At 40.3% G+C, this 14,271-nt stretch carries 10 protein-coding genes; all 10 read right to left on the bottom strand.

Translation table 11 applies throughout. From position 1 onward, the window contains the following. Positions 1–51 precede the first annotated feature (51 nt). Complete coding sequence (locus AN389_RS01600; protein ID WP_055013757.1) at positions 52–1,830, bottom strand: sugar phosphorylase; 1,779 nt, start codon at positions 1,828–1,830, stop codon at positions 52–54. A 24-nt stretch (positions 1,831–1,854) separates the two neighbouring features. Further along, positions 1,855–3,078 carry a hypothetical protein gene (locus tag AN389_RS01605; RefSeq protein ID WP_055013758.1) on the bottom strand — a complete coding sequence of 408 codons (1,224 nt, stop codon included), beginning with the start codon at positions 3,076–3,078 and terminating at the stop codon, positions 1,855–1,857. Then, entirely contained in the window at positions 3,071–4,816 is a 1,746-nt protein-coding gene (locus tag AN389_RS01610; protein ID WP_055019127.1) for an HAD-IIB family hydrolase, read from the bottom strand. The genes AN389_RS01605 and AN389_RS01610 overlap by 8 nt, the downstream gene beginning before the upstream one ends. A gap of 136 nt (positions 4,817–4,952) precedes the next feature. Then, the gene (locus tag AN389_RS01615; RefSeq protein ID WP_055019128.1) at positions 4,953–6,191 is read right to left on the bottom strand and encodes a uracil-xanthine permease family protein; all 1,239 of its coding nucleotides are present in this window, start codon (positions 6,189–6,191) and stop codon (positions 4,953–4,955) included. 9 nt (positions 6,192–6,200) lie between these two features. Then, positions 6,201–6,830: a uracil phosphoribosyltransferase gene (upp, locus tag AN389_RS01620; protein ID WP_055013761.1), complete on the bottom strand. Its 630-nt coding sequence runs from the start codon at positions 6,828–6,830 to the stop codon at positions 6,201–6,203. A 143-nt stretch (positions 6,831–6,973) separates the two neighbouring features. Continuing rightward, positions 6,974–7,933, bottom strand: coding sequence for a DUF1679 domain-containing protein (locus AN389_RS01625; RefSeq protein ID WP_055019129.1), 960 nt, complete (start codon positions 7,931–7,933; stop codon positions 6,974–6,976). Positions 7,934–8,205: 272 nt separating this feature from the next. Continuing rightward, on the bottom strand, positions 8,206–9,180 hold the full coding sequence (locus AN389_RS01630) for a transposase (RefSeq protein ID WP_055019130.1): 975 nt from the start codon (positions 9,178–9,180) through the stop codon (positions 8,206–8,208). 260 nt (positions 9,181–9,440) lie between these two features. Next, positions 9,441–9,749 (bottom strand): hypothetical protein, encoded by a 309-nt coding sequence (locus AN389_RS01635; protein WP_200911295.1) that lies wholly within the window; start codon positions 9,747–9,749, stop codon positions 9,441–9,443. Between the two features lie 975 nt (positions 9,750–10,724). Further along, complete coding sequence (locus tag AN389_RS01645) at positions 10,725–12,980, bottom strand: acyl-CoA dehydrogenase (RefSeq protein WP_055019132.1); 2,256 nt, start codon at positions 12,978–12,980, stop codon at positions 10,725–10,727. Positions 12,981–13,240: 260 nt separating this feature from the next. Next, positions 13,241–14,269 carry a zinc-binding dehydrogenase gene (locus tag AN389_RS01650; protein WP_055013767.1) on the bottom strand — a complete coding sequence of 343 codons (1,029 nt, stop codon included), beginning with the start codon at positions 14,267–14,269 and terminating at the stop codon, positions 13,241–13,243. Positions 14,270–14,271 lie beyond the last annotated feature (2 nt).

Here is a 14,271-nt window from a genome sequence, read left to right on the forward strand (position 1 = left end):
TACCAATGGGCTTAATTAAGTGTACTTTTTGCAAATGGGCGTTGCTACTCATTATTTAATATTACTTAGCCATACACTTTGATACGGCTCAAGCTCTATGGTGAGTTGATCTTCGCTTATTGTTTCATCAGCCACTAAATCAAACCATTGCTGGGTGTTAATTAAATTTAAATCTGCAAGGGTAAGTACTTGTGGTTTATCACTTATGTTATAAACGCAAAATATACTTTGGCGCCTATCTATACTTTGCCGCCAAAAACCAAATAACCCCCCCGCTAGATGCAGCGTAAATTGCGTGGCATTTGGATGAAATGCACTTTGTTTTTTACGAATACCTAATAGGTGCTTAATACCATTAAACACTTTGTGATGATGGCTATATTTATCACCTAAAGCCGATAATAACTTTGACTCTTGCCAACGGTGGCGGTTTATAGCGCGGTTATGCTGGGAATTTTCAAAGCGTTCGTAATCGTTTGTAGTGCCAAGCAAACTATGAATATAAAGCCCAGGTATCCCTTCAAGGGCAAACATAATGGCGTGTGCACACATAAACCGCTCAAGGCCAAACTTATCTTGCCCATTGTGCGTACCTTGTAATGCATCAAAAAGTGCAATGTTTAGTTCATACGGTGTGTGTGTACCATCGTTGCTGGTGCGCATTGATACACGCCCACCAAATTGCATTGACGTACTCACCAATGATGCCACTTCGCTAGGCTGTAACAAGCCTTCTATTGGTCTAAGCCCTATGCCATCGTGCGAGGCAATAAAATTAAAATAGGTGGTGCCATTTTGTGCAGGCGGCATACTCATCATCCAATGCTTAATGGCTGTGCTATCGCCACTGAGTAAGGTATGCAGTAATAAAGGCGGTAAGGCAAAATTATAAATGCTATGGGCTTCGTTAGCATTACCAAAATATGAAAGGTTTTCTTGGTTTGGTATGTTTGTTTCGGTAATTATGACAACACTTGGCTCAGTATGCTCTATAAGCGTGCGTATGAGCCTAACGGCTTCGTGGGTCTGGGGTAAATTAATACAGTTTGTATTGAGCTGTTTCCATAAAAACGCAACCGCATCTAGCCTAAACAAACGTACGCCATTATCTAAATAGTGGCGAATAATGCGTATAAACTCTTTTAAAACCTCAGGGTTACCAAAATCAAAATCAACTTGGTCGTGACTAAATGTACACCATACATGTTTTTCGCCGCTTGGTGTAGTTACCGTATTTAATAGCGGTGACGTACGTGGGCGAACTACGTTACTTAAATCATCGGTTAAACTTGCTGTTTTAAAGTAATCTTTACCTGGGTCTACATCGTTTAAAAAGTTTTCAAACCATACACTTCGGCTAGAGCAGTGGTTAATTACTAAATCTGCCATTAGTTTTACATCTTTGGCAATATTTCTTATGTCTTGCCAATCCCCTAACGACTCATTAACTTGTACGTAGTTCATTACCGCAAACCCCTCATCAGAGCTATACGGGTAAAACGGCAATATATGCAAAGCGTTGAGCTGCATATCGCACTGCTCTTTTATAAATCGGTGCAAGGTTTTTAGGGGGGCTTCAAGTGGTTTTGCAACGGCTTGTTCTGCCTCATCATGCTTAATAATAGAATCGCCATAGGCTATTAAAACGATATCTTGCTCATCCCACCGGTTAGTATGGGGCGTAGGGTCGCGCAGCGGGCTGTCGCCTAAAATTATAGTAATAAGCTGCTCAGCCAGCTCTGTAATACTCAATGGCAGCTCAACATCTTTATAAATGATGTGCAGATGTTGCTCTACCCGCTGTAAAAATAATTCACTTACTGTATTCACACGCGCCCCTTATTATTGTTTTATTTATTCACTAAATTCTTTATTATCCAGATCTACCGCTTCTTTTAAGCGCTCAAACACATCAGGCATGGCCGATACAACTCGGTTCCAACTTGGCACAAATGGCGCTTCCATCGGGTTATCTAAAAAGTGCTGGCCTGCTTCCATAACATTTTTGGCGAACATTTCTACGGCCTTTTCTTCTTGGTGCACATCTAGGTTTAACCCGTTCATTATTGCATCGTTGTGGTAGGTTTCTATAAAGTCTAAACCAATACGATAATACGTTGCTTTTAAAGACCGAATAGTTTCACTGGTAAATGTAACCCCTTGAGTAGCTAACTTTCTAAACAACGCCTTTGTTATGTCTATCGACATTTTTGATAATCCAGCATTTTGATCATTAAGAGAAAGCTCCTGATGCTTATGGTCGTAGTTATCTGCAATATCCACTTGGCATAAGCGATTATGCGAATAATTGCGATACATTTCACTTAACACGCCAATTTCTAGACCCCAATCACTCGGGATACGAATATCGTTTAGCACATCACGTCTAAACGAAAACTCCCCCGCTAATGGGTATCTAAAGGTATCCATGTACTCAAGGTAGTCGGTATTGCCTAAAATAGTTTTGAATGAGCGTAATAACGGCGTTACCAATAAGCGCGACACACGGCCATTAATTTTGCCGTTTGCAGTACGCGGGTAAAAGCCTTTACAAAATTCGTAATTAAAACGAGGATGTGCAACAGGGTATATTAAACGTGCTAACAGCCCTCTATCGTAAGTTAAAATATCGCAATCGTGCAGTGCTATCGACTCCACCTCTGAGGTAGCTAATTTATAACCCATGCAATACCACACGTTTCTACCTTTTCCAAGCTCACGCGGTGCAACGCCTAGCGCCTGTAATTCTTTATCGAGCGCTTGTAAGCGTGGGCCATCATTCCATAAGACTTTGTGATTTTGATTCAGCTCTTTAAAAAAGCCCAAAGCATGGCGATACTGTGACTCATCTGCCCTGTCTAAACCTATGGTAATTTGTGATAAATAGGGTACATCTCTAAGTTCTTTTACAATATTCTGTAACGCTGGGCCTTCAAGCTCGCTAAATAACGAAGGGAGTATTAACCCCATAGGCCGTTGCTTGCTAAAACCAATTAGCTCTTCTTCTAGCGCTTCTACCGGTCTATCGGCAATGTTATGTAAAGTTGTAATAATGCCATTTTGATAAAAATCAGCCATGTGATTTCTGCTCCTCAATAGTATTTAAAATGCTGCTAATACAAGGCAATGTGGTTATTTCTTCAATCCAACCCTGTGGAGCGGGAGATTGTGAATAACGCGCCTTGTTGTGAGATAACTTAACCGGCTTTTTACTGCTTGGGTTATGGATAATAATCGCGATATCAGCTTGCTCTAGCATCTGCTTATCGTTGTCACTATCACCGAGTGCAATTACCGTGAGAGGCTTTCTAAAATGTTGTGAAATTTGTTTAACTAACCACTGCTGTGCAGCGCTTTTATCGGTGTTTTTAGCAATATGTATAAAGCGCCCGCCTATTTTTATTTCGTAGCCTAGTGCTTTTACATCGTTTACAAACGAATTTAGTAATTCATCGCTTCCATGCCAATAAAGTGGGTCTGAAAACTCGCGTGTTTGAGCGCGCCTTGCCTGCGCTTCATTAAGCCCTGTGAGGGATGATATTTGCTCGCTCGATAAGTCACTAAATAATTTATAGTTTGCTTTGTATTCGCTACTTAACGAGTTTAAATCGCTTAATAAGTCAGACAGCGGTGTTGCAAATGCATAACACCAATACGCCCCTACTTTCTTGCAGCCAATGGGTTTAAGCTCAAAATAATCTACGGGTAAATAAGCCGCCGCGCCATTTTCAACAATAAAAGGCTGTTGAATATTAAGCTCGTTTTTAAGTTCAACCACTTCGCAAAAAGTTTTACTGGTATTAAACACCACAGGAATGTGGGCGGCTTGCAAATCTTGCAGCAAGCCACTGATATTTTTAGTGTTGTAATCGCCATGATCGAGCAGTGTGCCATCTAAATCGGTAAATATAATAGGTTGCAGAGTATCATCGCTGGTCAAATGCATAGCACTAATATCGCGATTACTATCAAGCTCAATAAGGGCGTTTGCTTTAGCGCTTAAGGTGTTTAAATTTTCGCGAGTGATACGCTCAAAGTGTGAAATAAAGTGCAGCAGTTGATCATCACTCATGGTGCCATCGCCCTCGCCTTTAGCGGCAATAAGCTTTTGCTCTTGTTCTTGGCGCCACTTAAATACATCTTCAAAGCTCGGCGCTTTGAGCATCACTGTGTAATCTATTTTACTAAACACACTTTTGTATTCATTTGCTAGGCAACTGTTTACACAGCGTCGCCACACACCTTCTTTATCGTGCTGTGTTTCAAGCTCGTTTATAGGCTCACTTAAAGAAAATAACGGTTGTGGCTCACTGCCAACACACCAACCTTCTAAAATAATAATATCGATGGGCTTATCATTACATTGCCATGTTTGCTCGGGACTGCAGTCATCACAATGCTTATCAAATTTAGGCAAAGGTACGCCAACCTCTTTTGCAAGTAACCGGCTTATGGTGGTATTCATTAATCCTACATCGTGGGTGCCAGGCACACCTCGGGTGGCAAATAATGGGTGTACGTCTCTAGCGAGACCTTGGCGGTGAGATTTGGATAAGTAAAAATCGTCAATAGAAAGCGCGACACTGGTAAAGGGGGTATTGTTACTAAACCAAGTAACTAAAAAATCCGCAAGGGTGGTTTTTCCTGAGCCTTGGCAGCCATTTATTGCGACAAATATAGGGGTATTATTTTTTTTGGATTCTAGAATATCGTGTGCAAGCGGGATAAAAAATTGCTCGCTAAGGTACTGATACTTTAAAGGCAATTGATGCTTTGCTAAAAATGGGGTTATATCCACAATACTGGCCTCTGACATAGTCACTCCTTATAGTATGAAGTAACAAATGCAGGTACTAGACCACTATTATTTTTATAATATTTTTAATAACTTACAATAATAGCGCAATTAATATGCGCTATTTTGGTGCGTAAATTTTACATACAGTGCAAAATTAATCAGTTTCTGGCTCGGCTTTTGGCAATACTAGATTAAGTACAATACCTAAAATGGCGCACAAGCTAACCCCTTCTAAGCTAAATTGGCTACCACCAATGTGCATCCCGCCAATCCCGCATACTAATATAAGTGCCACAATACTTAAATTACGGGGTGCAGTTAAATCATCACCTGATTTAACCAATGTATTTAAGCCCACGACCGCAATTGAGCCAAACAACAAAATCATGATGCCGCCCATTACAGGTACAGGAATAGTTTGTAAACCTGCGCCCATTTTTGCTACAAATGCCAGCACAATCGCAATAATGGCAGTCCACATCATCACTTTAGGATTAAAGTTTTTGGTCAGCATAACTGCGCCTGTCACTTCTGAGTAGGTTGTATTAGGCGGCCCGCCAAACATTGACGCTGCTGCAGTGGCTAAACCATCACCAAATAAAGTGCGATGTAAGCCTGGTTTTTTTAAAAAATCTTTATTGGTTACTTGGCTAATAGCCATCATATCGCCAATATGTTCAATAGCAGGGGCAATGGCTACAGGTACCATAAATAATATGGCTTGCCATTTAAATTCTGGCCATGTGAAGTTTGGTACAGCCAACCAGCTCGCTTCATTTACGCTGCTAAATTCCACCACACCCATTACAAGCGACAAAACATAGCCCGATATAACACCAGCCAATATAGGAATTAGCTTATATACACCTTTGCCCCACACAGCAAAAATAAGTGTTACAACAAGAGAAAACAGCGAAATAATAATGGCTTTATCGTACGCGATGAGTTCAATACTGCCATCGCCACTTTTACCCATTGCCATATTTACCGCAACCGGCGCAAGTGCTAAACCAATCACCATAATAACGGGGCCAACCACCACTGGTGGCAAAATTTTATGAAGTGTTGCCACCCCTTTAAATTTAACCAACAATGCCAACAACATATAAGCGCCACCTGCAGCCATTAAGCCCCCCATGGTGGCTGGTACGCCCCACATTTGTACTGAGGCAATAATAGGCGCAATAAACGCAAACGATGATGCTAAAAATATAGGCACTTTGCCTTTCGTCACTACCTGAAATAGTAAAGTCCCTACACCCGCCGTAAACAAAGCGACACTGGGGTCAAGCCCTGTTAATAAAGGTACTAACACTAACGCACCAAATGCTACAAACAGCATTTGAGCGCCAGTTAAAATAGTTTTTACAGAAAAAGTGGCGTTATTTTGCACTGAATACTCCTAAACCGTACCAAATATTTTGTCGCCTGCATCACCAAGACCTGGGATAATATAACCTTTATCGTTTAAGTGACTATCCACTGAGGCGGTAAATATTTCAATATCTGGATGAGCTTCTAAAGTTTTTTCTACGCCTTCTGGCGCAGCTACAAGTACAATGACTTTAATGTCTTTACAGCCTGCTTTTTTAAGCATATCAATTGTTGCAATCATAGAGCCGCCAGTGGCAAGCATAGGGTCTATAACTAAGCTTAAACGTTCATCAATATTGCCTACTAACTTTTCAAAGTAAGGCACTGGCTCAAGTGTTTCTTCGTTACGCTCAAGGCCCACAACACTTACTTTAGCCGCTGGTAATAACTGCATAACGCCATCCATCATGCCAAGACCAGCGCGTAAAATGGGCACTACCGTAATTTTTTTACCCTTAATGTGCTCTACTTTTAATTTATTGCCGTCCCAGCCAGTAATTTCGTTATCTTCTAGCGGTAGGTTTTTCGTTGCTTCGTAAGTTAATAACGTACCTACCTCAGAGCATAATTCACGAAAGCTTTTAGTACTTATACCGTGAGCGCGCATTAAGCCTAATTTGTGTTGAACTAAAGGGTGTGAAATTACGTGAATTGACATGATAAAAACCTACTGATACAAGAATTAGCGGTATTTTATATTAAAAAAGGTCATTTGACCTGCAATTTTAAATAAGTTTTCATAGATCGTGCCAAAATGTCTTGATTTGCTTGATATTTATGCAAGTCATCAACCCACCGTGTTTATAAGTTGTTATTTGCTAACGTTGTGTTTACTTGCGCCATCATATAACTATTTATTTTAAAATGCGTTGGGCTCCACCCTGCTAAAAAGCGATAGAAATCAGCCCATGTTATTGACCATAACTCTTGCCATTGAGCTATTACATCGTCAGCTATTATGGTTGGCTGATAAACTTTAAGTGCATTTTTAAACTGCGAAAAATAATAAGCTAAATGCGTATCAGCATACTTATGTAACTGCTCTTCGTTAAAGCAACTCGTCATAAAGTACATTACATCTGTAACACCAACGCCTGCGCCTACATATTGAAAGTCATAAGCGAGTATTTCGCTTTGCTCACTTGCAGCAAAATTGGCAAGTTTAGCATCGCCATGTATAAGGGTTTTAAAGTGAGATGCTTGCAGCGTTTTATCTATTTTAAATGCCGCATTTTTAATATCGGACTTTTCATCTAACCTTTCATCAAGCTTTTTATACTCATCAGGGCGTGTGCTTAAATGCCAATAATTCCCTTGTTGCCATAAACCTGTTGCAGGCTTATTTAAATTAAACGCATGAAAGTGTGCTAACCAAGTGAGTATTGCCTTTATGTGAAGAGAGCTTGCTTGAGCAAAACCATGTTTGGTAAAGTTTTTAAATACCAGCACATAATCATCGCCGCTATTAATTGCACTTACACATTCAATACTTTTTGCTTTATTAGGTAAAAACGGGCTGTAACGCTTATAAAAGTTGTATTCAACGCAATAAGATTGCTGCTTTCTTTTTAATGCAAATTCGCTTTGCTTAATTTTAGGATGGTTTATGTGGCTTGGTATTTTAATCGCTTTGATAACACATGGCTCGGCATCAAGCGTGCACTCAACAATACTGCCACACCCGCTCCAAAGCGATGTTAGCGTATCGCCGATTTCAATGTGTTTAAAATGAGGCTGTAAAAGAGGAAGATAAAATGCCATGGTAATATTAAGTAATTAAATTTTTTGTAGTTTAACATTAGTGGGCGTTTTTAATAAAACGATAGCATCTATGAGCCTCCTTTCTTTTTTTAGCGTGACACCCACCTTAATTTCTTAATTTCAAAAAGTTAAAGTTCACTAATGAATTTATGTTTTTAACTGCCCAAAAATAATTTGAGTTTTAAAATAGAGATATTACTAAATAAGGCTCAAATGCCAGCCCCAAAAATTTCTACATTATGTAGTTGGAGTGCTCAAAAAGTGATTAGGCTCTAAGCGAATAACTTTGCGCAGTTACTGATATTCGCTCGCCGCTTTCGGTTTAAGTTTTCGCAATACCCTTCTTGTGAGGCTGGCCTGCCCACTGCACCATGAAATACGCGCGTAAATTGTGTGGTGAGTTTTAACCAGTTTTCTGATGATATATTAAGCCTTTCTAGCAAAGGAAGGGTTATATTATCTATATGCCCGTGCTTACCCTCTCGCATTACTCGCCCTGTTAGCTCAACGAGTTCAAGGTACGATTTGAGCTCAAACGGCAGCCCTTTAGGCATTACTTGACGTGGCATGCCAGCAAAGCGAAGTAGTTGTTTTGGCTGCTTGCCTTCTTTTGCGCATATTAAGCGTACTTGAGCGCTGGTATGGTCTGACTTTTCTGGCGTGTTAGCCATCTTGGCTCTAATGGGGTTTAAATCTACATAGGCCATACACGCTGCAAGTGCTGCTTCATCAAGAAGTGCTTGAGATTTGAATCTACCTTCCCAGAAACGCCCTGTGCAGTTATCTTCTTTATTTGCTCTACGCGCTATATTTTCATTTAATAGGCGCATAAACCAGCTAATACTTGCTAAACGTTCTCGGTATTGTTTTACCGTTTGATTGAAAAAGATGAGTTCAACTTTACTTAGCTTCTCGCCTTGTATGTATTTTTGCGTAAGTACAGTGCCTTTACAGAGCTTATGCCAGCGAATAACAATCGCTTTATCATTCAGCCTATTTGCTTTTTTATCATCAACATACAACACTAAGTGCGTGTGGTTACTCATAACGGCATAAGCACACACATCAATACAAAATATCTTGGCTAATTCACCCAGCTTATCTTCAACCCAGCCTCGTCGATGCTCGTAAGATTGACCAGTGAAATGGTCTTCACCACATAAAAATGCACGACGAACACACCGTGAAATACAGTGATAGTATTTTGTATCAACCAAACTTACTTGACGCTTTCTTGCGATTGCCATAAGACACCCTGCTTGTTTTTTGCACTAAATAAAAGCTAACCTCTAATTGCGTTAAGTGCAAAATTTAAGATGAGTGTCTTGTTTATTCTACCAAAATGATTGTAACTATCGTTGCTAAGATAGCTTTATTTTTTTGAATCTTCATTGTTGGATTATTCTTTTACACATAACGCCCGCCTAACACGCAATGTGTTGGCATGGCTTTTTGCGTTGTTTGCCAAAACCATGACAACTTTACATTGTCGGAGTTTAGGCGCTTGTTATATTTTGTCTTTCACAATTCTAACGTGGTATAGCGTTATTTGGTCATTTACTTCACGTAAACTTGTATCTAAATCGGCGACCTTTTCTCGGACTGCTTGCATTCCACTGGAACTCGTTTGAAGTGTTTCCGCTAATTTATATTGATGTTCTATTAGCTTAAGGTAGTGCTCTTTCATTGCTAGTAAAGCATTCAATCTACCAATGTCGTTCGCACGCTTAGCTTGATTTGCTGACCACCTTGCATATAAAGCAGAAAGAGCTCCAACGATTAGAGCTATAATTGATACCACCAGAGAAGTTTCCATACGCCTAGCTTCCAATAAAAATATAACGCCTCGTTAAGAGGTGAGAAACAGTTGGCTAAACTTCCTGAGCGAAGCGAATTCGAGCCAACTGTTACGAATCCGACTTCAACGACTTGTTATGTATTCTGTGACCGCAGTTTATGTAAGCCCATGAGCCGTTTAATTAACCCCATAATTATCATAGTGCCGTAAATTAGTGCGGCAAGATACCAATCTAAATACAGTAAAACGCCGGTGTTGATTAGGCAGTTAGGGTACATCGACCAACCCAAATTTCGGTCAAGTGCATGTTGCGCAATTTCAGTATCGCTCACTGTGAACAATACTATTGTAGCGGCGAAAGCAAGAGCAAATAGAATCACTGAAATTGGGTAATAAAACCAGGGCACTTGATAATATGCACTCAGTACGTATAAAAATGTAAGTATTGAAAATATGCCGGTTTTTAACACTGAAGCCTCTGGAATACATAACAATTTTATCAAAGGACACTTTCCTCTTTTCATGAGCAATGGGCGTCCCCATAGTTACTTTATAATATTAGTAACAAAACCTGTAACACTTTGCCAGCTTTAAATTTTATACCCGACTGTTAATTAAATAATGTGTAAAAAAAGGAAAACTTCCTCATTTCATGACTCAGTAGGAAAACACAAAAGTTGTATAAAAATACTGTTAATAAAGATTTAAAATCATATGTTTTGATTACTGCCTATATCCATTTCAATACTGCGGGTATCAATCCACTTCCTATAAAAGATGCCAACGGAGTTATTAGCCCTTTTTCAAGATTATAAGTGCCTCTTTTAAACCTCTGCACATACATACTCGCTTACAAACCAATACCGCTATCTATCTCTACTTTAAAAAACACATAAAAAAGCCCCGCTTGGTTTTAAACAAACGAGGCTCCACACTAATTTTTTAATCATGAATAAAAGCGCCGATACTGCGGGCGCTTAGCATCATTGAATTTTATTGATTAACTACACTTTTAAGTGGGTTAACTGGCTGTGCGTTGTCATCTAGTAAGTTCATATCAAAATCGAACTCATCTACACGAATCGCTTTTTCACGCTTTTTGTTGTAATCAACTAATTGCGCGTGCTCAGCCGCGGTAATTACGTTTGCCGCTAGTGCATTATCAAGCGTAATAGCAAAACGTGTACCTGGCTTAATTGTTTTAGCGCGCAGTGCTTTTTTAACTTTAGCTAGCTCACCAAGTGATGCCATTTTAGCTTTGTAAGCTTGTTCATTAATGTAATGACCATCACCCTCTACTGGTTTAACTAAATGCGTAATTTGCGCTTTAAATGCAGTATCAAGCTGCGCTTGTTTTGCTAATTCGCGAATTAAATCATCGCTAATTTTTGGCATTTTAGTTGAGTAGTTCATAGTTACAAAACGTATAAACTTACGAGTACCACTTGCAGGGAAGTTATCTAAAAACTTATGCAATGCTTCTTCAGCGCTTTGCAGTGCAAAACGAGTTGCGTAATGGAAGTAAGGTGCTGCTTGCTCACGCTCGCTGCTCGCTACTTTTTGCTCGTAATACTTGATTGATGCCATTGCCGCATATAAAAAGCTCATTACATCGCCTAAACGAGCTGAAAGCATTTCGGCTTGTTTTAATTTACCACCAAGTACAAGTAACGAGAAGTCTGCGTACACCGCTAATTTAGCTGATAATTTATGCACGGCTTTTTCGTATTCACGTACTTCTGGTAGCGCTGAGTTTGCGCTTGCAGTAAATGGTAAAACGCCTAAACGGAACGCACGTAAGCTGTTTGCGGTGCTGTAACCAATTGTTTTACGTAAAATGCCGTTAAATTCTGCATCAGCGCCTTTATCTTCACTATGAATAGATTCAACCATAGATTGTAAATATGGGTGACAACGCATAACACCTTGACCAAAAATCATCAGGTTACGAGTAAGAATGTTCGCGCCTTCTACTGTAATTGCAATAGGCTGTGCAACATAACCGCTTGCAAGGGTATTTTGCGGGCCATTTTGGATTGCTTTACCTGCTTGAATATCCATTGCAGAATCTAGCACGTCGCGACCAAGCTCTGTCATGTGGTATTTAGCTATTGCTGTAACAACTGATGGTTTTAAGCCCATGCCTAGGCCTTCAGTTGTAAGCACACGCATTGCTTCTTGAAGGTATGTTTTACCTGCAATGTCGGCTAACTTTTCTTGAATACCTTCAAATTGACCAATGGATAAACCAAACTGCTCACGTACTGCTGCGTATTCAGATGCAGATTTAAATGCCACTTGTGATGTACTTACACCAAGTGCAGGTAGTGAAATACCACGGCCAGCACCTAAACAGCTCACCAGCATTTGCCAACCGCGACCGATGTTTTTCTGGCCGCCAATAATAAAGTCCATTGGCACAAATACTTTGTTGCCGCGTGTAGTACCATTATAAAAACGAATACCCATTGGGTCATGGCGGTTGCCAAGCTCTACACCTGGGTGATCTTTTGGAATGAGCGCACAGGTAATACCTAGATTTTCTTTGCCGCCAAGTAGGCCCTCTGGGTCAACTACTTTAAACGCTAAACCAAGTACTGTAGCAATTGGTGCCAATGTGATGTAACGCTTGTCCCATGTAATTTCAAGGCCAAATACTTCTTCGCCGTTGTACATGCCTTTGGTTACAGTACCAATATCTGGAATACCGCCTGCATCAGAGCCCGCCTCTGGGCTAGTTAGCGCAAAACAGGGAATGTCTCTGCCGTTCGCTAAGCGCGGTAAGTAATGTGCTTGTTGCTCTTGCGTACCAAAGTGCAGTAATAATTCACCCGGGCCTAAAGAGTTAGGAACCATAACGGTCACTGCTACTGCAGAGCTTTTTGTTGCAATGGTTGCCACAATAGTTGAGTTTGCATAAGGGCTAAACTCTAAACCACCAAATGATTTAGGAATGATAAGCGAGAAAAAACGCTCTTTTTTCAAAAATTCTAATATGTCATCTGGTAAGTGAATACCGTTTTGAATAACTGAATCATCAATCATGCCTAGTAGCTCTTGTACTGGGCCATCTAAAAATGCTTGCTCGTCTGCAGTTAGGGTAGCAGCCGGCACGTCGCGTAGTGCACTAAAATCTGGCTTACCTTGATAGATAGAGCCCTCTAACCACACATCACCCGCGTCTAGCGCTTCTTGTTCAGTGATTGAAATACTTGGTAATACTTTTTTTAATTTTGTACGTAAACTCATGATTGAACTCATCCGACCAGATAAATAATACCTACATTACGTCATAAAAATCGGTTTAGATCAATTACTCTATTCAATTAATTAACAGTTTTTTCAATTTATTTTCTTTACGGTGACGTAAACTGTTGAAACTAAAAGGCTTACACTTGTGCGCTGAAATACATTTTTTAGCCGCAGTTATGCCTAAAAACACCAAATTTTATTTAGCCATAAAAAAACGCAGCCACTTGGGCTGCGTTTTTAAATTAAACTAGAGAGAGTTAACTGCTTATTTGCACTATGTGTTTGCCTGTAAAGCCACCCGCTATTTGATTGTTTAAAGCAGCACTTACAGACTCTGCAGTAAAATCAACCGCAGTTATTGCTGGTGTTTTAATATCGCCCGAAAGCGCGCCTTCAAGTAACAAATTGCCCATAAAACTTAAACGCTGTTGCGCACATAAACTGTTTGCAAGCCATGCACCACCAATTGAAACCACGCTAATATTAGGTGCTCGGCGGTACATTAAATTTTGATCAAAATGAGGCAATGGGTTTAAACACGCAATACGACCGCAAAAGCGCATTAATTCTATATTTCGCAGCGTTGATGCACCGCCCATTGTATCAATTACAGCATCAAAACCTTGTGGACCAAGCTCACGGCGAATTTTGTCGCACAACTTTTTATCGTTGTAGTCAAAAACAGTATCGGCTCCTAGCTTCTTAACCAATTTGTGATTACGTTTAGATGCAGTAGCAAATACATCAGCGCCACGTTGCTTGGCATATTGAATGGCAAACTGACCTACCGCGCCAGAGCCACCTTCAATTAATACTGTATCACCTTCGGCAATTGCAATTTTATCTAAGCTGATAAGTGCTGCCATACCCGCGCAAGGTAATGTTGCCGCTTGCGCAGGACTGAGCTCATTGGGCACAACCGATACAGCAAAATTAGGTACTTTAGTGTACTCACTCAATACCCCTTGCTCGCCAATATTGGCATGCCACATTACTCGCTCACCCACATTGGGGAACACGCCTTTGTTAGCTTTAACCACCACACCTACAGCATCAAGGCCTAGTATGTGTGGGTATTGCCAGTTACAAAAGCCTGTTTTAGCAAAATGCGCATCCGCAGGGTTAAGGCCCACGTATTCCACCTTTACCAACAATTCGTTGTTGACGCAATCAGGTACATCCACTTCAACATCGTGTAAGCAAATTTGCTCATCGGGTTGAGGAAGTACAATTGCCCGCATTGTTTGCGGAATATCGTATCTATCTGACAGTTCAGTATTGCTCATTC

The sequence above is a fragment of the Pseudoalteromonas sp. P1-7a genome, from assembly GCF_001401855.1.
Taxonomy (GTDB): domain Bacteria; phylum Pseudomonadota; class Gammaproteobacteria; order Enterobacterales; family Alteromonadaceae; genus Pseudoalteromonas.

What these genes read in the sequence shown, in the direction of transcription:
- AN389_RS01605 (WP_055013758.1), bottom strand. Translation starts at nt 3,078, where the DNA reads ATGGCTGATTTTTATCAAAATGGCATTATTACAACTTTACATAACATT.
- AN389_RS01610 (WP_055019127.1), bottom strand. Translation starts at nt 4,816, where the DNA reads ATGTCAGAGGCCAGTATTGTGGATATAACCCCATTTTTAGCAAAGCAT.
- upp (WP_055013761.1), bottom strand. Translation starts at nt 6,830, where the DNA reads ATGTCAATTCACGTAATTTCACACCCTTTAGTTCAACACAAATTAGGC.
- AN389_RS01625 (WP_055019129.1), bottom strand. Translation starts at nt 7,933, where the DNA reads ATGGCATTTTATCTTCCTCTTTTACAGCCTCATTTTAAACACATTGAA.
- AN389_RS01630 (WP_055019130.1), bottom strand. Translation starts at nt 9,180, where the DNA reads ATGGCAATCGCAAGAAAGCGTCAAGTAAGTTTGGTTGATACAAAATAC.
- AN389_RS01635 (WP_200911295.1), bottom strand. Translation starts at nt 9,749, where the DNA reads ATGGAAACTTCTCTGGTGGTATCAATTATAGCTCTAATCGTTGGAGCT.
- AN389_RS01645 (WP_055019132.1), bottom strand. Translation starts at nt 12,980, where the DNA reads ATGAGTTTACGTACAAAATTAAAAAAAGTATTACCAAGTATTTCAATC.
- AN389_RS01650 (WP_055013767.1), bottom strand. Translation starts at nt 14,269, where the DNA reads ATGAGCAATACTGAACTGTCAGATAGATACGATATTCCGCAAACAATG.